Raw genomic sequence first — 19235 nt, 5'->3', positions numbered from 1 at the left:
CCGCCGGCCGCGTCACAAACCGGCGTTAACCATTGAATTTTGCCTCATTTTTCTTTCGAAGGGATTTAACCGCTCTTTTTAGGTCTGGTTTTACGGCCGGGAATTAACTTTCGCGTCCCGACGAGACCGGCTTGAGTACTTTCTATTTCGGGATGTGGAATGCCTGCGGACGTTTTTCGGCACGCCGCTATATGGTGAGTTGAACCCGCTCGGGCTCGTCCGGGTCGAACCAGTCGGGATTGCGCTCGGCAACGGGCTTCAGGGAGGTCAAGATCTCCCGCAGGTGGGCACGCATGGCTTCCTCGGCTCCATCGGCGTCATGCGCCTTCAGCGCGCTCACAATCCGCGCGTGCTGCCTGATGATGAGCTCCAGTGGCGAGACATCGGGCAAGCTCAGGTACCGCACGCGGTCCATCTGCGCCTTGATGTCCTGGATGGTGTCCCACGCGGCCACGCAGTCTATGGATTGCGCGATCAGGAAATGAAAGCGCTCGTCGAGCGCGAGGAAGGCGGAGGTGTCGTTGACCTTGGCCGCGACTTTCTGGTCGCGCAGGTTATCGGCGAGATCTGACAGTTGCGGGTCAGTGATCGCCATTGCGGCTTTGCGCGCGACGGCGGCCTCGATGGCTTCGCGGATGAACCGGCCTTCGCGGACTCGCCTCGGCGATATCTTTTTGACGAAGGTCCCGCGCTGAGGCAAAACCTGCAGCACGCCGGATTCGACAAGTTTGATGAACGCCTCGCGAACGGGTTGCCGCGATACATCGAACATCTCCGATACTTCTGTTTCGGACAGCGGCGTGCCGGGAACGAGCAAGCCGGAAAAGATCGCTTCCCGCAACGCGCGAAATATCTGCTTGCCGATAGGCTCGTGCGAATCCACTTGAAGCTGGCTGCGCAAATTGGGCAGCGCGGTTCGTGGTTCAGAAGCTCGGCCGCGACCTCGGGAAGATGCAACCGGTGCAATCAACGAAGACGCGGCGCCTGCGCTTTTGTTCACGCCGTTTGCCGAGGACGCGTTTGGTCGTGTGGGAGCCGACAGGACCTTTTTCATCACCATGACCCGCACCTGAATGAGGAAGTAAATAGACAACGCGCCAAACAAAAAAGCTCGGCTTGTCATCTACCATACTACCACGCGGCTGTTGCCGGATCGGACCCTCCGGCATGCACGAACCTACGATACAACCACCCGCCGCGTGCCGACACCTTTGCCGCGCGGCTCGCGGATCCATATGAGCGAACACAGCGCGCCGAGCACCGCAACGGCGCCCGCAAGCACGAACGCACTACCGTAAGCACCATGTGTGGCCTGCACGATGAACCCCGTCACCGCCGGCCCGATCACGCCGGCAAGATTCGCGAGCAGATGCACGAACCCGCCCACGCCGCCGACGTTCTCGCGGCGAACCGTATCCTGGATCACGGCCCAATAGACCGCGCCGGTCACGTACAGGAAGAAGATGGACACGGACATCAACGCAACCGCGCCCTGCATGCTTTCCACGCGTCCGGCAAAGCCCACGCACACGGCCGCTGCGCCGAGGCACACGGACAGGACCATGCGGCGCGCGAGCAAGGGCTTGCCGGTGATGCGCAGGATCATGTCGGTGATAAAACCGCCTGCGGCGAGACCAATGCTTCCGAGCACCCAAGGAATCACGGTCGCAATGCTCATGTCATGCAGCGACAGATGATGGGCTTCCATGAGGTAAGTCGGGAACCACGACAGGAAGAAGAAGAGCACGTAGTTGTAGGAGAAAAACGCGAATGCCGTCGCAAGGATGATCGGCTGCTTCAGGTAGAAACGCAGGCCGAGTTTCTCGCCCGCGGGTGCGCTTTCCATCGATGAAGCCTGCTGTTGTCCCTCGACAATCAACGCAAGTTCACTGGCCGAAACGCGCTTGTTCTGCTGCGGCCTTTCAGTGGTTGTCAACGACCACAGCACGAGCCACATGAGTCCCAGCACCATGATTGCGACGAACGCCCAGCGCCAGCCAAACCGTATTGCCAGATAACCGACTACAGGTCCCGCGAGCGCGCCGCCAAGCGGCGTTCCGGAACTGATCACGCCGATCGCGCTCGCCACTTCTCGGCGCGGAAACCAGTTGTTGACCATCTTGCTGTTGGACGAACTGAACGGCCCTTCGCCCATGCCGAACAACACGCGCAACACGATCAGCGATCCCAGGCTGCTCGCCAGCGCAGTGGCGCCGCAGAATACTGACCAGATGCCCATGGACGCGCCGAACACTTTCTTCGCGCCGATCCTGTCCGACGCCACGCCGCCAATGAAGTTGAACAGCGCATAGCCGATAAAAAAGCTGCTGAACACAATACCCATTTGCGCATGCGAGAAGTTCAGGTCCTTCTGAATGAGCGGCGCGGCAATGGAGAGCGCGGCGCGATCGAGATAATTGATCACTCCCGCAAGAAACAGCAAACCGACTACGAACCAGCGTTGGCTCTTGAACATGGACGTCTCCTGATTTACGCCTCTATGCAATCGGGCGCTTGGCGATGCGTAGATGGGTTTCAGTCGAATTGCAGATGGACTTTCATCGACTGGTTTCGGTCATGTGCGACTTCGAACGCGCGGTTCGCGTCCGCAAGTGGGAAGACATGCGTCATCAACGGGCTCAGGTCGATCTTGCCCGTGGCGATCTCTTCGGCGGCGACCGCGTATTCATCGGTGAAACGGAACGACCCCTGATAGCGCAACTCCTTCGCCATCACGAGATTGGCCGCAACCGGCGATTGCCCCGCAGGCAGATTCCCCACCTGGATCACCGTGCCGCCGGCGCGCGCTGCACGCAGGGCTGTATCGAGTCCCGCGGGGCTGCCCGATGCCTCGATGACGACATCGAACGTGCCGCGCGACTGCGACCATGCATCGACTTGCTTTTGATCAGTGGCGAGCACGGTCTGATCCGCGCCGAGCGTCGTGGCCATCTGCAACGCCTTCTCGGCCAGATCCAGTGCAACCAGACGATGCGCCCCAGCACGCCGCGCAACCGACAACAAAATGCAGCCGATCGGCCCGCATCCGACCACGAGCACATGTGCGCCGACGAGCGAGCCCGCATGCCTCAGCGCATGCAAGGCGACGGCGAGCGGTTCGGCCATGGACGCCTGGGCGAAGCCAAGTGTGTCGGGCACGAGCACGCATTGCCGCGCGGCAACGGCAATGTACTGACGAAACATGCCTTGCATATGCGGGAACGTTGAAGCACTGCCCATGAAGCGCATGTTGACGCAATGATTGGTCATGCCCTTCACGCAGAACCGGCACTCGCCGCAGTTGAGCCCCGGGTTCGCCGCAACGCGTTGGCCGACGCGCAGGCCTGTGACGCCGGCGCCAAGCGCCGCGATCTCGCCCGCAACTTCGTGACCCAGCACGAACGGCTCACGCACCGCGAAGTCGCCGCTTTTGCCCTTGAAGTAATACGACAGATCCGACCCGCAGATACCGCCCGCGCGCACGCGAATCTGGACCTGGCCGGGTTGGGGTTGAGGGGCATTGACTTCATCGATACGCAAGCGTTTCGGTTCGTGAAGGACGGCTGCAAGCATGAGAGACTCCGTTGATATTGATGTTCGACGCGATGATTCTGCTCAGGCGATGCGGATCACCAGTTCCAGAGCGTGCCGTCCTCAAGACGTGCAACCGGCAGGTACGCCGGGTCATATGGATAGCGTGCGGCGAGTTCTTCGTCTATGTCGACGCCGTGGCCGGGTGCATCGCCGGGATGCATCGTGCCGCGCTCGAACGTCCATGCGTGCGGGAAAACATCGAGCGCTTCCGCCGGAAAACCCATGTATTCCTGCACGCCGAAGTTCGGCACCCACAAGTCGAAATGCAACGCGGCGCCCATGCAGACAGGCGACAGATCTGAAGGCCCATGACAACCCGTGCGCACCTGATAAAGCGAAGCGAAATCCGCGATGCGCTTCAGGTGGGTAATACCGCCGGCATGTGTGAGCGTCGCGCGGATGTAATCGATGAGTTGTTCTTCAATGAGCTGCTTGCAGTCCCAGATGCTGTTGAACACTTCGCCCACGGCAATCGGCGTCACGGTGTGCTCACGGATCAGGCGGAAACCGGCCTGGTTCTCGGCGGGCGTGGGGTCCTCCATCCAGAAGAGCCGATACGGCTCGACCGATTTGCCGAGACGCGCGGCTTCGATGGGTGTGAGACGGTGATGTACATCGTGGAGCAGATGGGTATCGAAGCCGAACTTGTCGCGCACTGCCTCGAAGAGTTTCGGCACGAAGTCGAGATACTTCTCCGATGACCACGTCTGCTCTTCCACCACGCCTTTGGTCGCGGGTTCGTACATGCCCGAGCCTTTCGATACGCCGTAAACCGACCGCATGTTCGGCACGCCGCACTGAATGCGGATCGCCTGGTAGCCCTGCTCTACATGGTCCGCATAGCGGTCGAGCGCTTCGGGAATATCGCGGCCTGTTGCGTGTCCGTACACCATCACGCTTTCACGCGATGCGCCGCCGAGCAGCTTGTACAGCGGCAGGTTCGCGACCTTGCCGAGAATGTCCCACAGCGCCACATCCACCGCCGCGATGGCGGTCATGGTCACCGGACCGCGCCGCCAGTAAGCGCCCTTGTATAAAAGCTGCCACATATCTTCGATACGACCCGGATCACGCCCGATCAGCATCGGGCAAACGTGATCCTTCAGGTAAGACGCCACGGCCAGTTCGCGGCCATTCAACGTGGCGTCGCCAATGCCGTAGACCCCTTCGTCCGTCACTACTTTCAATGTGACGAAATTGCGGCCCGGACATGTGACGATGACGTCGGCACGGACAATTTTCATGGGGCTTTCCTTGAGATTCTATCGTTGGAAATGATGCTACCATACAAGTAGACGCGGACGTCAATCAAGGGTTTTCCCGGCTTGGGGTTATCAAATGAACGCTAAATCAAGGCTTTGTCGCGATGCGCTGGCATCGCTCAAGGAGAGTCATGTGCTTGGACAGGGGTGGCGGGAGCCATCCATTGGCATTGTGCATCTGGGCATCGGCAATTTTCATCGGGCGCACGAGGCCGTCTATACGGAAGAAGCCATGCTCGCCGCCGGTGGCGACTGGGGGATATGCGGCGTCACTTTGCAGGGCGACGTCACCAAGCGCGACGCATTGATGGCGCAAGACGGTTTGTATAGCGTGGTGGAACGCGGACCTGATGGTGTGAAAACGACCGTCGTGCGTGCGCTGCGTGAAGTGCTTGCCATGCCGCACGATCGCATTCGCCTGTTCGAATTGCTCGCCAATACCAACGTTCGCATCGTCTCGCTGACCGTGACGGAGAAGGGATATTGCCGCGATCCGACATCCGGCGACGTAGACCTGGCGCACCCCGGCGTCGCGCATGATCTTCACAACCCCGACGAGCCAGGCACCGTCCCGGGTATCCTGGTCGCCGCTCTGCGCGCGCGGCGTGACGCGGGCGCAGCACCGTTCACCGTGCTTTCGTGCGACAACCTCTCGCACAACGGCGCAGCCTTGCGGCAAGTCGTCTGCTCATATGCAAGCGCACTCGACACAAACCTCGCCGCATGGATCGTACGCGAGGTGGCGTTTCCATCCACGATGGTGGACCGCATCGTCCCTTCCACAACGGATGCTGATCGCGATGCCGCATTGAGCGCACTGGGCTTGCGCGACGACGCGCCGGTCCCGTGCGAACCGTTCCGCCAATGGGTGATCGAAGATCGCTTTCCAGCTGGGCGGCCCGCTTGGGACCGCGTTGGCGCGCAGTTGGTAAATGACGTCATGCCTTTCGAGCTCGCCAAGCTGCGCATGCTGAACGCCACGCATTCCACGCTCGCTTATCTCTCCATGCTTGGCGGTTTTGCGACTATCGATGAAGCCATGTCTTTCCCGCCTGTGCGAACGCTGATTCACGCGATGATGACGCATGAGATCGCACCCACGCTAACCGTTCCGCGCACTTTCGATCTGATGGCGTATCGCGATGCGTTGATAGAACGTTATTCGAATCCGGCGCTCAAGCATCGCTGTGCGCAGATCGCGATGGATGGAAGTCAGAAGATCCCGCCGCGCTTGCTCGGGACGATTTCAGCGCGATTGGCACGAGGTGAATCGATCGCGCGACTCGCCCTTGGCGTGGCAGCGTGGTTCGTATTCTTGCGCGGCCGCGCCGACGATGGTTCCACGTTTTCGATCAATGATCCGATGGCTGCAAAGCTCACATCGCTCGTGGAAAGCGCTGGCAATACGCCGGAAGAACTTGTCGATGCCGTGCTTGGATGCCGCGAAGTATTCGACGCCGAGCTGGCATCGAGTAAAACCTTTCGCCATGAGCTGATTGCGGCGGTCGTGCAATTGAACAAGGGGGCAAGAGCCGCGATTGAGCACGCGGCCCTGCAGCCATAAAGCCGCTCAAGGCTGGCGATGAACCCCGAACGGGTCTTATTTCACATCGAACGGGTAATCGCCATGCGTTCTATGTCCATCGTCCGCTACCGCCGCCCAATGAACGATGTAGTGCCCCGGCGGCAGAACCGGCAGCGCGACGGTAGCGATCGTCGGCTCTTGGGCATCGACTATCGATTTGGCGGTATTGACCTGCTTGCCGGCGGCGTCGGTGACGGTGAGCACGGTGAACGCCGGTTCCAGCGGCCCATCAAACGTGATCTTCACCTGCGCGGGCGACTCCACTGAAGCCCCCGCTCCCGGCTCCTGCTTTTGCGGGAACACATGCGCGAATGCGTTGGCAGCAAACAGCAGTCCGGCGGCGAGCGTGATTGAAAATCTGGTTTTCATCGGGGATATCCTCGTTACTGGAACAGCGGCTTGCCGATGGTGTTCGGCGCGACGTCATCGAAGAAAATATGGGCCTGGACCAGAATGCCTATATGCGATCCGCTCGCCCGGTTGATCGGGATCTGCGCCTCCACGCCGAACTGTCCATAGCGGTTGATCCAGATGAAACCCGGGTTCACGGTGCCGGTGGTCTGCCCCTGGCTGCGGGACAACGGAACTTCAACCAGCGGGACGATATTCGACAGCGGTTGCGGCAAACCGAGGTCATGGACGTGCTGCTGCAAGTACGGCAGGCTGTATTGAACGGTGAAGCCGTAATTGAACGCATTCGGCTGGCCGGCGCCCGTGGTCAGCGCAGGACCGGCTTCGCCGGTGATGGCGATCGGTCGCAGATAGGCGAGCGAATCCGGGAGATCACCCATGCCCTTGCCCGCAAAGATGGTCGGCGAAAGCGTCGAGAAGCTGTCTGCTATGGCGTGGCTTCCTGTGCCGCCAATCTCGGCATCCAGGCCAACCGATGTCATGAACTCGTGTGCCTCGTTCACGTAGAGCAGGTACTTCACGCCGACATCGAGGTTGTCAAAACCGCGCGCCTTCGGATTGTTCTGCATCACATAGGTCTCGCCCACCGATACCGCCAACCGTGGCGTAATGAGCTTGTCGTATTCGGCATCGAAGGTATTGATGCTTTGATCGCCGTTGTCTCCCGGTACGCGTTGATGACCGTACTGGAAATTGGCTTCATCGCCGACACCGGGGTCGTCTACTGACAGGGTTGATGGAAAGACTCGGTCGCCCGCAACCGCATGTGCGTGGGCTAGAGATGGGATCAGGAAGCAGGCGGTAGCGGCAGTCGAAAGAATCGACGACGCAAGCAGCGGCGCCGCGCTGCGCGTTGAAAGGGTTCGCATGATGGTCCGTTTAGTCTGGTGACAGGTCGTCGTCAAGCCGTCGCCCGCCGTTGATACGGCGGGCGACCCGGCTATGTATTTGTGGAGTCAGATCAGGACAAAACGGGTGGCGCGCGAGGCTGGACGAAGGTGTAGGGCTCGACGCGCACGACACTTTCGAAGCGCGTGGCAACTTGATGTTGTGTCAGCCGGATCGTGGTGGCGAACAGTGCCTGCACAGTCGGCACGGCGGGCATGTGAGCGAGCAAGCTGCAGTATGCGCAGTCCTGGCCGTCGGACATTTGGGTGTGTTTATCGGCGTCCGGCTTGCCTTCGGCCGATGCACCCTGCATGGACGGCATTGAACAATGCTCGTCCTGCATGCCATCGCCTGGATGATTTGCCGCGAGGCTGTGAGAAACCGTCGGCGCGAGCGTTGCCATGAGGATCGCAAGCAATCCCAGCAGGCTGCCAATCTTTCGATAAAAACGGCTCAACATGTCGCGCCCGGTTATCCGCCGATGGTCTGCGCGGATTATGACATGCGGCTATGAGTCACGGCTGGGGATGATCCCGCCGAAAAAGCGCCCATTCATCGATGGTGGTGCCGTCGGGCAGCCGACAGACGCTAGATTGGTTGCCGGCGGCATCCTTGCGTGTTTCGCGTTTTCCGCCGAGGCTGATGCAGTATCGGGAGGCGGGGTTCGCCAGGCCGACGGGGTTAGGTCTTTGCGCGTTTTCCTGCGATGCGCACGCGCTCATGGCGGTGGTCAGCACCACTGCGGCTGCAGTGTTGAGTAAAAAGATTGACTGGGAATTCATGACGATAAAACCAAACTTGTGAAAGATCGCGGCGATTATAGTCGGCGCGAAGCACACCGATACATCCGATTGAAATCAATGCCTTGCCGCGTGTTCCCAGGACTTCTCCACAGCCTTGCCAACAGAATCTGTGGATAAGTCAGTGTGGGGCAGCGTAGTAGTTCACCGGGCATCCGCTCCTCTAATGATTCCCCAACGGAAAACCTCTTTCACGACAAACCGCGATGATCGCGCTCAGTTGACTGAGGTCGGCAGGCTTCACGAGATGGTGATCGAAGCCCGCCTCGCGGGCACGCTGAAGATGCTCTTCCTCGCCGTAACCACTATGCGCAATCAGCAAGGTGTCGTGCAGTTCCGGCAGCAAACGCAAGCGCCGTGCGACCTCATACCCGTCCATCTCCGGCAGGCCGATATCGAGCAGGACAACGTCGGGGCTGAACTCGACGGCACAGCGCAAGGCGGTGGCGCCATCCCGCGCGGTCTGCACCACGTGACCATCGATACGTAACAGCGCCGCGCTGCTCTCCAGCGCATCCACATTGTCATCGACAACAAGGATGCGCATGATCCCGAACTCCGGCGCAGCATGGATCGCCGCGTGCAGCGGTTCATCCGGAACGGTGCCGCGCGGCAACGCAGGCAGGCGCACCACGAACTTGCTGCCCCGGTTGAGCCCTTCGCTAAACGCATGCACGCTGCCGTGATGCAATTCGACCAGCCGATGCACCAGCGCCAGCCCAAGCCCCAGGCCCGCCGCCTTGCGGTCGAGAGAACGCTCCGCCTGGACAAAGATGTCGAAGATCGTGGGGATCACGTCGGCCGACATGCCAATGCCGTTGTCGGCCAGCGTCAAGAGGGCATCGTCGAAGCGCCGCTCGACGCAGATGCGGATATGGCCGCCCGGCGGCGTGTATTTGATTGCATTGCCGAGCAGGTTGATCACGACTTGCTCGATGCGCATTGCGTCCGCCGCGATCGGCAATACGTCCATAGGCAGCGCCAGCGTGACCTCGTGCCGGCAAGCCTCGAATTCCGTGCGCATGGCTTCCACCGCGCGATGCACGGTCTCGACCAGATCGATCTTCTCGGGCTTCAGAACGATGATGCCGCGCGTGATTCTAGATACATCCAGCAGATCCTCGACCAGCCGGATCTCGTGATCCAGTTGTCGCTGCGCAGCCTCACGAGCGATCTTCTGCCCCTCCATGTCCGCATTGCCACTTCCCCAAACCTGCAAGCCGTTGCGAATGGCGGCAAGCGGGTTCCTCAACTCATGCGCGAGCATGGCGAGGAATTCGTCCTTCTGCTGATCGGCGGATTGGAGCCGGTCGAACGCCTGATGTTGCCGGGTCACATCGGCGATGGTCAGCAAGATGAGCGCTTGCGCCGGCCATGCAACGCGCATTGCGTTGAGTTGCATCGTGCGCAAACCGATGCCGGGAAATTCATGCGTGATCTGAAAATCGCGGACGGTCGTTTTTTGCGGAAGCAGATCCTCGAGCAGTTCCCTTAACGCGGGGATGTTCCACTGCTCGTTGCCAAGGTCATACAGCTTCGTGCCGATGGTCTGGTCCGGCGAAGTCTGGAACGTTTGATAAAAGGCGCGATTGGCAAGCGTGATCTTGAGATCCGCCTCCAGCACGAGCAACGGTTCCGACATGGTCTCGACAATGGCCTGCGCGAAATCGCGGGCACGAGCGGCCTCGTCAATGGCGCTCTTCAGCTCATGATTGCGATAACGCAGTTCGTCGTTGGTGGTCGTCAGTTCTTCGTTGACCGATTGCAGTTCTTCCTTCGCGGTCTCCAGTTCCTCATTGGTACTCTGGAATTCCTCGTTGCTCGACAGCAGCTCTTCCTCGCTGGCCCGAAGATCCTCCCGCGCGGTCTCGTGTTCCTCGAGCATGGCAAGAAGATGCCGGTGGCTGCCTTCGAGCTCGGCATCCAGCCGCGCGATTTCAATATCCTTGTCGCCGTGGCCGGTCTGAGCCAAACGTCCTGTCGCATTCCGGAAGGCCTGCCCGGCCATTTTCACCAATGATTCACGGCTGGCCCAGCGCAGCGTGGCGGCCCGTTCTGCAGGCGCCTCGAAATAGATGAGGAAAAACCGGCCGGGGACGTCGGATATCTGAACCGGATGCACCTCGAGCGCAACAGTGCGCGCCCGTCCACCGCCTGCCGCATTGTTCAGGCGCAGCCCGTGTCTCGCAATGACCGTGGCTCCAAGGCGCGCCTGCCTGACAGCCTCGTCAACAGCAAGGAAGACCTCCGGTCGCGCCAGACGCTTCAGACTGCTGGTCGGCGGACCGCTTGGATTGACGAGGAAGGCTGCGGTATCGCCGCGAAATTCGAGAATGTTCAACTCTTCATCGCACAGCACGCTTGGCGGGGTGTATCGCGCGAGCGTCATGCGATCGACTTCGCGTCGCAGCAACTCGGCGCGCGAGGCATTTTCGCGGCCGCTGACCAGGGGCGTTGCAGCGATGTTCATTTGCGGCGTCGGCCTCGTTACAGGGAGGCCCATCCGTGGTCGTCCCGGGCGCGGCTTTTTGATGTAGAGCTTGCTCGCCACACTCGGAATGACGCTGAACAGCTCAGAAGATGCGCCAACCGATTCGGATGGTCCGAGCATCAGGACACCATCGGGCGCCAATGCGTAGTGAAACAACGGCATGACGTTGCGCTGAAGCATCGGGTCGAGGTAGATCAGCAAGTTGCGGCAACTGATCAGGTCGATCCTCGAGAACGGCGGGTCGGTTGCGACGTTGTGACGGGCAAACGTGCAGAGACTTCTGATCGACTTGTCTACGCAATAGTGATCGCCATCGCGAACAAAGAAACGCTCGAGGCGCTCGGGCGACACGTTGCGCGCAATGTTCTCGATGTAGCGGCCGGCGCGCGCGGTCTTCAGCGCATCGACGCTGACGTCGGTGCCGAAGAACTGGATTTGCATATTGGAACCGCGCCCGTCGAGATACTCCATCAGGCAGATTGCGATGGAATAGACCTCTTCGCCGCTTGCACATCCCGGCACCCAGATCCGGATGGGCGTGCGCGAGTCGGGCAGATCAGGTGATTGCAAAGCGCCGATCAATCGCGGAAACACGGTCCGGGCCAATTCATCGAACGTGTCAGGATCACGGAAAAATTCGGTCACACGAATCAGAAGGTCACGCCCTAGCGCCTGTGTTTCCACGGGATCGGAATCGAGCAACGTGACGTAGTCGTTCACCGAGGTCAGCTCGCGCAGCGCCATGCGGCGGGACAGGCGGCGCTGGACGGTACCGCGCTTGTAGTAGGTAAAGTCGATATTGCACGCGTTGCGCAGTAGCCGGAATAGAGGGCGCAAGCTCTGGTCGCCAGGATCGGTGGCAGGTCCCATCAATTCGAGCTGGTCGAGCGCGCGCTTCGGGTAGCGGCCAACGCGCCCGATTTCCCGGGCAATATCAGAAGGCGACAGCACGCTGTCGACACAGCCAAGGCCGATTGCCGCACGCGGCATGCTGCTGTGACGGGCCGAAGCCGGGTCCTGCGCGAAGGTGATGCCGCCTTCGCCCTGAATGGCTTGCAGCCCGAGCGCGCCGTCCGAGCCGTTGCCGGACAGGATCACGCCGATTGCATCGACGCCCAGATCGGCGGCAAGCGAATCGAACAGATCGTCGACCGGCATTGGCGGGCCGAGTGTCTCTCCGCGCGGCCGCAACCGGATCTGGCGCTCCGCGACCGACATGCTGGCGTTGGGCGGGATGACATAAACGTGGTCGATCTCGATGCTCATGCCGTCGCGCGCCTCGATAACCGGCATCGCAGTCTGTTTCGACAGGATGTCCGGGAGCAGGCTTGGCCGCAGCGGCGCCAGATGCTGGACCACGAGAAAGGCCATGCCGCTCGCCGGTGCAATGCCGGCGAGCAACTCGGAGATGGCTTCGAGGCCGCCGGCTGACGCGCCAATGCCCACTACAGTGAACGATGCCGGCTGTTCTTCGATTCTTGTGCCGATGGTTGTCACCGATGCCCCCGTGACGATGTGCAGCCTCTTACATTCGCCGGCTCGGGTCACGTGACGCGGAGCAAAAAACGAAATCAGCTCTCAAGCAGTTTCGATTGAAAGCAAGGGCGTCCGTTGGGCGCCGGTTCGGGTTGATCGAACGCCGATGCGCGATGACAGACTGACCGCGCCCCGATTATGCACTACTGGACAAATGTTCGAGATTCCAGCCCCGCTACCTTTCGCGCGAAAACCGGATCATGCGGGTCAGGGTGGCATCTGGAATACGAAATGATGTGCGAGCGCCGCGAACACATGCCAACCGATGAGCACCGTTACGATCAACTGGGTTCGACCATCGAGTTGAGACGAGCGTCGCGCCTGTAAGCCAGCATTCAGGCGTAAATCACCACGCATGGAAACGATCGAAGCAATGCTCGGTTCCACTGCGTTGCATCGCTCCTTATGATCGGACTCGCATGCAGCGGATCGATTGATGTAATCGCGGACGAATCGACGCTGCAGCTTCCATACTCGATGCCACCGTCCGTCGCAATCGTCGCGTGGCGAGAGACCCGCCTCAGCCCTAACGTCACCGCCACGCACAATGCCAAAACGAACCGGACACCTACGCCTCGGCGCTTTCCTTTATCCGTCGGGACATCACATTGCAGCGTGGCGTCATCCTGACAGTCAGGCGGACGCAGGCATCAACTTCCGGCATTACGTACAGCTTGCACAGGCCGCCGAAGCCGCGAAGTTCGACCTGATTTTTCTCGCCGACGGCGTGGGCACACGCGGCGACAATCTCGACTTCCTCAGCCGCACCGCTCACAGTTATATCGCGCAGTTCGAACCAATCACCCTGCTGTCAGCGCTCGCTGCCGTGACCACGCGGATCGGTTTTGTCGCAACGGCATCGACCAGTTTCAACGAGCCCTATCACGTGGCAAGGAAGTTCGCGTCGCTCGACCATATCAGCGGCGGACGCGCGGGCTGGAACCTGGTGACGTCATCGAGCGAATACGAAGCGAAGAATTTCAATCGCGATAAACATTTCGATCACGCCGAGCGTTATGAACGTGCGGACGAATTCGCTACCGTCGTGCGTGCGCTATGGGATAGCTGGGAAGACGACGCCTTCTCACGCAACAAAGATACCGGCCGCTTCTTCGATCCTGACAAGCGCCACGTGCTCGATCACAAGGGCCGCTTCTTCCAGGTCAAGGGACCGCTCAACGTAGCGCGATCGCCGCAGGGACAACCGGTCCTGGTGCAAGCGGGATCGTCCGAGTCCGGCCGCGCCCTCGCCGCGCGCACTGCGGAAGTGATCTTCACCGCCCAGCAAACGCTGCAGGATGCAATCGACTTCTATGCCGATGTGAAGGGCCGTCTTGCGGTACATGGCCGTCAGCCGGACGATCTCAAGATCATGCCCGGCGTGTTCCCGATCGTCGGGCGCACGCGATCCGAAGCGCAAGAAAAGTTCGAAGCGCTGCAGTCGCTGGTCGATCCCGTGGTCGGCCTCGCTCTTGTGTCGGGCCTGACCGGTGGTATCGATTTATCCGGTTATCCGCTCGACGGCCCGATTCCGGAGTTGCCCGAAACCAACGCAAGCAAGAGCCGTCAGGCCCTGACGATAGAACTCGCAAGGCGCGAGAACCTCACCATCAGGCAGCTTTACCTGCGTGTTGCCGGTGCACGCGGTCACTGGCAACTCGTCGGGACTGCGCAGGATATTGCCGACCAGCTCGAGGAGCGTTTCGTCAACTACGGTGCAGACGGCTATAACGTGATGCCGCCGACGTTACCCGGCGGACTCGACGACTTCATCGAGCTGGTGCTGCCGGAGCTGCGCCGTCGTGGATTGTTTCGCAGCGACTATGAAGGCCATACGCTGCGCGAAAATCTCGGGCTCAAGCGGCCCGTCAATCGTCATGAAACCGAACGGCAGGCGGCGTTGGCGGTTTAGACGCCGGTGCTATCGATTCCCGCATCCGAGCTGTAAAGCTTAGTCCAATCGCTTCGTTGCCGCGCACGTGTCCGGATGCTTCAATTTATCGGCGCCACAGCTTTTCGCCATCGTCGATGAGAAAAGCCATTCCACCTTTAAAAGGAACATCCGATGACACTCATTGCTACGCCTGCAGTGCAAGCTGAGCCCTCTCTCGAACTCGACATTCATGCGATCGGCGGCCGGATCGGCGCTGAAATCCGTGGCGTGCGTCTCGGCTCGGATCTGGACAGCTCCACGCACGCCGCAATCAACGCGGCGCTGCTCAAGCACAAGGTCATCTTCTTTCGCGGGCAATCGCATCTCGACGATGCCGAACAGGAAGCCTGCGCCAGGCTCTTTGGCGAGACGGTGGCGCATCCTACGGTGCCGTCGGTTGCGAACACCAGCCGCCTGCTCGAACTCGACTCGAAGAACGGCAATCGCGCGAACTCGTGGCATACCGACGTGACCTTCGTCGAAGCCTATCCGAAGATCTCGATCCTGCGCGGCGTGGTGATTCCGCCCGCTGGCGGCGACACGGTCTGGGCGAACACCGTGGAAGCATACGAACGGCTACCGGCGCCGCTGCGCGCGCTTGCCGATTCATTGCGGGCAATCCACACGAACACCTACGACTACGCGGCGAACCGCAGCGCGCCGAGCACCGACGCCGAGCTTGCGTATCGCGACCAATTCACCTCGACGGTGTATGAGACCGAGCATCCGGTAGTTCGCGTGCATCCGGAAACCGGCGAGCGCAGTCTCGTGCTCGGTCACTTCGTGCAGCGTTTCGTCGGCTTGTCGCAACGCGATTCTGACCGCCTGAAAGAACTGTTCCACGATCACATCACCCGCCTCGAAAACACGGTGCGCTGGCGCTGGAATCAGGGCGATGTCGCCATCTGGGACAACCGGGCAACGCAGCACTACGCAGTCGCCGACTACGATGAAGGCGCGCGCCGTGTCGTGCGCCGCGCGACGGTACACGGTGATGTTCCGGTCGGTATCGACGGCCAGCGCAGCCGTGCGATACGCGGCGCCCGGTAAGTCTGCTGCAGCCGTGCTGATTTTTATCCGGCGCGGCCTTCCCTCCACTTTCCATTCCAATAAATGACGACACGGCTATTTCTTCGTACTCTTCTGGTCACACTCGGTCTGGCCGCAGCCACCGGTGCGTTTGCTGCTGGACCGGCAATCGTGCGAATAGGCGTTGCCACCCAAGGCTATGGCGACCCGCCAGTCTTCGGCGGCTCGCCCGCGGCGACGGCGCAATTGCAGCATCGCGTTGAAGATGCGCTCGCGCCCGACGGCATCAAGGTCCAGTGGCTCTTTTTCAAGGGCGCCGGGCCCGCTGTCAACGAAGCGCTTGCAAACCATCAGATCGACTTCGCCTATCAGGGCGATCTGCCCGCCGTACTCGGGCGAGCGAACGGACTCAAGACCAAGTTGCTGATTGAATCGAATGTACGTACTGGTGTTTATCTCGCCGTGCCGCCCGATTCCGACATCAAGACTGTGAAGGACCTCAAGGGCAAGCGGGTCGCGATATTCAGAGGCACCAATCTTCAGCTCGTCGCCGACAACGTCCTGAAGGTCAACGGATTGTCCGAAAAGGACCTGCGTGTCATCAATCTCGACGATGCCGCTTCGCAAGCAGCGTTGGCATCGAAAGGCGTCGATGCCGTGTTCCTCGACTTCAAGCTCTTCAAGTTGCAACGCCAGGGACTCGCGAAAATCATCTATGCGTCACGTGATGGCGGCCTGCAGTACACACGTCAGGCGCATCTGCTCGTGCTCGATGACTTCGAGCGCGATCACCCGGACGTCGTTCAAAAAGTCGTGACGTCGGTGGTCCAGGCGGCGCAATGGTCATCGGAAGAACCGAATCGAGGTGCGCTGTTCACGCTCTGGGCGAAGAGCGGCGTGCCGGTCGAATCGTGGGAATCGGAGTACGCAAACCAGTCGCTGAAAGACCGCAGTTCGCCGTTGCTCGATCCTTTTATTGTGGCCCGCTATCAATCCGTTGCAGATGACGCCTTGCGCCTGAACCTGATCCGTCAACCTGTCACCGTGAACGGCTGGTTCGAACCGAAGTACCTAGACCAGGCGTTGAAGACCTTGAAGCTGGAGAACTACTGGCCACGCTTTGACGCCTCCGGCAAGCCGATCAAATCGTAAGCGCATTAGCTGCTGCACGCATTCCACGGAGAATCCGACCATGGCAAATAGCATTGCCCGCGCTTTATTGCCCGGCAGTCCATCTGAAACACTTCATGCAGACCGCCGTGCCGTGCTTGCCGCACGCTCGATCGGCTGGACTGCGCTGCCGTGGCTGCTGCCCGCTGCGGTCGCGTTGTCATGGGTACTTGGCTCGCATTACGGCTGGATCCCGGCGCAGATCCTGCCGTCGCCCGTGCTTGTCTTCGATACCCTCAGCGGTCTCGCCAGAACCGGTGACCTATGGATGCACGTGAGCGCAAGTCTCTCGCGCGTCGCGATCGGGTTTGCGGGTGGCGTTGTGCTGGGTTTGCTTTTGGGCGGTTTGCTCGGATTGTCGCGCACCGCTGAGGCGTACATTCTTCCGAGCTTCAACGCCGTGGTCCAGGTGCCGGTTCTCGGGTGGCTGCCCTTCCTGATGATCGTGGTCGGGATCGGCGAGCCGCTCAAGTATCTGTTGATTGGACATGCGGCACTGGTGCCCGTCACGCTCAGCACGCTGCAGGGATTTCGCAAGACGCCCCCCGCCTACCTCGACGTTGCGCGCGTCTTCAAGTACTCCCCCTTCCAGACGATATTCAGCGTGGTCCTGCCATCGGCCGTGCCTGTGATCGGCACCGGAATTCGTCTTGCATTCACTAAGGCGTGGTTGACGCTTGTAGTCGTCGAACTGGTGGCTTCGTCGGAAGGACTGGGATATCTGATCGTGTACGGGCGCCAGTTGTTTCAACTGGATCTCGTGCTTGCCTCGGTGCTGATTGTCGGTGCGATCGGTTATGCGGCAGACCGGTTGCTCACGCTGCTCGAGAACAGGTTATCGCCGCCACGGCTGGCATGAAGGAGCTGGCTTATGTCTGCATTGTCTCTTGAACTCGAATCCGGCTCCGGCGCCATTACCGGCGCCGATGCTTCGGGCAACAACGGCCGTTGGCGCGGCTGGGTCATTCCAGTCGCGGCCTTCGCGGCCTGGTGGTATCTGTCGCGCAACACGGTGACGGGACACGGCATGATGACTTCGCCTGCGCAGGTCTGGCATACCGCGGTCGATCAGGTCAGAACCGGCGCATTGTGGCGCGCGCTTTCCGCATCGCTTGCGCGCGAATTGACGGGATTTACGCTCGGCGCAAGCCTTGGACTTGCGCTGGGCGCATTGCTTGGCGTGTCGCCTTTTGCCAACCGGCTTGTCGGGCCGAGCTTCAATACGTTCAAACAGGTTTCCCTGTTTGCGTGGATCCCGCTGATCTCGGTCTGGTTCGGTCTCGGCGATCTCGCCAAGGTCGTGTTCTTGTCGCTGGCAGCGCTTGTGCCCGTGGTGGCGCACACGAGCGATGGCATTCGCGCGGTCGCGCCCGAATTGCTCGATGTAGGGCGCGTGTTTCGCTATAACAAATGGCAAATGGTGACGCGCATCGTGATCCCCGCGGCTTTGCCGTCCATCTTCACAGGCGTCTATCTCGCGCTGATCTATTCGTGGCTCGCGACGCTCGGCGCCGAGTATCTGCTGGTTGCCGGCAGCGGCATTGGCAATACGCTGGTCGATGGCAGCGAACAATTCCGCATGGATCTCGTGGTCTTCGGCGTGATCGTGATCGGTATCACCGGGTGGGCGTTGAACTCTCTGGCGCGTGCCGTGCAGCGGCGCTGGTTCCGCGATCCGACCGCCTGATTCCCGCTGTTTCTTACTTCATATGGATTCCGAACTTATGGCGACTCTTGCCGCAACCCGGGCGAATGAGCTCAACCTGCATCGTGTAGCGAAGCGTTTTGCGGGCGATACCAACGTGCCGCCGGTACTGGATGGCATAGACCTGAACGTGAGCAGCGGCGAATTCGTCGCGATCGTCGGCGCGAGCGGTTGTGGCAAGTCCACATTGCTGCGCCTGATCGCGGGTCTCGACGACCAGTTCGACGGCAATATCGAATTCGGCGGGGAGCGCATACGCACCACGGACCTCGCGCGTGGCCTCGTGTTCCAGGATCATCGGCTGTTCCCATGGCTCAATGTCGAACAGAACATTGCCGTCGCGCTCAGGAACTCGGGACGCAGCAAAGAGGAAAAGCGCCGCGCCGTGGCCGAGCATATCGAACTGGTTGGACTGAAGGGGTATGAAGGACATCATCCGCATCAGTTGTCGGGCGGCATGGCGCAACGGGTATCGATTGCGCGCGGGCTCGTGAATCGTCCCAAGCTGTTGCTACTCGATGAACCCTTCGGCGCGCTCGATGCGCTTACCCGCAGCCGGATGCAAAACGAGCTGCAACGCATCTGGGAGAGCGAACGCATCACCATGGTTCTCGTGACGCACGATGTTGACGAGGCTGTGTTCCTGGCGGATCGCGTCGTGGTGATGCAGGCGCGGCCTGGAAGAATAAGCAAGGTGGTGCACGTGGGGCTGGAGCGGCCGCGCCGGAAGAGTGATCCCGCGTTCGTGCGACTGCGTGACGATATCCTGGCGGATTTCAATGCGCCGGTGGGCGCGGTGTAACGTTGCGGGTGGGGTCGGGATTGAAAGCC

Annotated in this window: 16 protein-coding genes; 7 read left to right on the top strand and 9 right to left on the bottom strand. The window is 60.5% G+C overall.

The annotated features are described in order from the left end of the window. Positions 1 to 187 precede the first annotated feature (187 nt). From ACRXB1_RS02395 to manD, 4 genes are all read right to left on the bottom strand, one after another. On the bottom strand, positions 188 to 1000 hold the full coding sequence (locus ACRXB1_RS02395; protein ID WP_449490975.1) for a GntR family transcriptional regulator: 813 nt from the start codon (positions 998 to 1000) through the stop codon (positions 188 to 190). 177 nt (positions 1001 to 1177) lie between these two features. Then, a complete protein-coding gene (locus ACRXB1_RS02390) occupies positions 1178 to 2476 on the bottom strand; it encodes an MFS transporter (protein WP_449490974.1) in 1299 nt (432 codons plus the stop codon). 59 nt (positions 2477 to 2535) lie between these two features. After that, positions 2536 to 3573 carry an L-idonate 5-dehydrogenase gene (locus ACRXB1_RS02385; protein ID WP_449490973.1) on the bottom strand — a complete coding sequence of 346 codons (1038 nt, stop codon included), beginning with the start codon at positions 3571 to 3573 and terminating at the stop codon, positions 2536 to 2538. A gap of 56 nt (positions 3574 to 3629) precedes the next feature. Next, positions 3630 to 4838 (bottom strand): D-mannonate dehydratase ManD, encoded by a 1209-nt coding sequence (manD, locus tag ACRXB1_RS02380; RefSeq protein ID WP_075358296.1) that lies wholly within the window; start codon positions 4836 to 4838, stop codon positions 3630 to 3632. 94 nt (positions 4839 to 4932) lie between these two features. Between manD and ACRXB1_RS02375 the strand changes: the two genes are divergently transcribed. Further along, positions 4933 to 6420 carry a mannitol dehydrogenase family protein gene (locus tag ACRXB1_RS02375; protein ID WP_449490972.1) on the top strand — a complete coding sequence of 496 codons (1488 nt, stop codon included), beginning with the start codon at positions 4933 to 4935 and terminating at the stop codon, positions 6418 to 6420. A gap of 36 nt (positions 6421 to 6456) precedes the next feature. Here ACRXB1_RS02375 and ACRXB1_RS02370 read toward each other — a convergent pair whose 3' ends face one another. The 5 genes from ACRXB1_RS02370 to ACRXB1_RS02350 all read right to left on the bottom strand — a co-directional run bounded on the left by ACRXB1_RS02370 (position 6457) and on the right by ACRXB1_RS02350 (position 12528). Next, positions 6457 to 6810, bottom strand: coding sequence for a copper resistance CopC family protein (locus tag ACRXB1_RS02370; RefSeq protein ID WP_449490971.1), 354 nt, complete (start codon positions 6808 to 6810; stop codon positions 6457 to 6459). Between the two features lie 14 nt (positions 6811 to 6824). Beyond that, positions 6825 to 7721: a hypothetical protein gene (locus ACRXB1_RS02365; RefSeq protein WP_449490970.1), complete on the bottom strand. Its 897-nt coding sequence runs from the start codon at positions 7719 to 7721 to the stop codon at positions 6825 to 6827. A gap of 92 nt (positions 7722 to 7813) precedes the next feature. Beyond that, a complete protein-coding gene (locus ACRXB1_RS02360; protein ID WP_075358293.1) occupies positions 7814 to 8200 on the bottom strand; it encodes a DUF2946 domain-containing protein in 387 nt (128 codons plus the stop codon). A 55-nt stretch (positions 8201 to 8255) separates the two neighbouring features. Then, positions 8256 to 8579, bottom strand: coding sequence for a putative hemolysin (locus tag ACRXB1_RS02355; protein WP_449490969.1), 324 nt, complete (start codon positions 8577 to 8579; stop codon positions 8256 to 8258). Positions 8580 to 8703: 124 nt separating this feature from the next. Beyond that, positions 8704 to 12528 carry a chemotaxis protein CheB gene (locus ACRXB1_RS02350; RefSeq protein ID WP_449490968.1) on the bottom strand — a complete coding sequence of 1275 codons (3825 nt, stop codon included), beginning with the start codon at positions 12526 to 12528 and terminating at the stop codon, positions 8704 to 8706. Between the two features lie 586 nt (positions 12529 to 13114). On the opposite strand from ACRXB1_RS02350, the gene ACRXB1_RS02345 reads away from it, so the two are divergent. From ACRXB1_RS02345 to ACRXB1_RS02320, 6 genes are all read left to right on the top strand, one after another. Further along, positions 13115 to 14479, top strand: coding sequence for an LLM class flavin-dependent oxidoreductase (locus ACRXB1_RS02345; protein WP_075358290.1), 1365 nt, complete (start codon positions 13115 to 13117; stop codon positions 14477 to 14479). 153 nt (positions 14480 to 14632) lie between these two features. Further along, on the top strand, positions 14633 to 15550 hold the full coding sequence (locus tag ACRXB1_RS02340) for a TauD/TfdA dioxygenase family protein (RefSeq protein WP_449490967.1): 918 nt from the start codon (positions 14633 to 14635) through the stop codon (positions 15548 to 15550). 63 nt (positions 15551 to 15613) lie between these two features. Beyond that, on the top strand, positions 15614 to 16681 hold the full coding sequence (locus ACRXB1_RS02335; protein ID WP_449490966.1) for an ABC transporter substrate-binding protein: 1068 nt from the start codon (positions 15614 to 15616) through the stop codon (positions 16679 to 16681). 40 nt (positions 16682 to 16721) lie between these two features. Further along, complete coding sequence (locus tag ACRXB1_RS02330; RefSeq protein WP_449490965.1) at positions 16722 to 17558, top strand: ABC transporter permease; 837 nt, start codon at positions 16722 to 16724, stop codon at positions 17556 to 17558. Between the two features lie 12 nt (positions 17559 to 17570). Then, on the top strand, positions 17571 to 18386 hold the full coding sequence (locus tag ACRXB1_RS02325) for an ABC transporter permease (protein WP_449490964.1): 816 nt from the start codon (positions 17571 to 17573) through the stop codon (positions 18384 to 18386). A 37-nt stretch (positions 18387 to 18423) separates the two neighbouring features. After that, the gene (locus ACRXB1_RS02320) at positions 18424 to 19206 is read left to right on the top strand and encodes an ABC transporter ATP-binding protein (RefSeq protein WP_449490963.1); all 783 of its coding nucleotides are present in this window, start codon (positions 18424 to 18426) and stop codon (positions 19204 to 19206) included. Positions 19207 to 19235 lie beyond the last annotated feature (29 nt).

The organism is Caballeronia sp. M23-90, from assembly GCF_053574605.1.
This window is presented reverse-complemented; position numbering and strand designations above follow the sequence as displayed.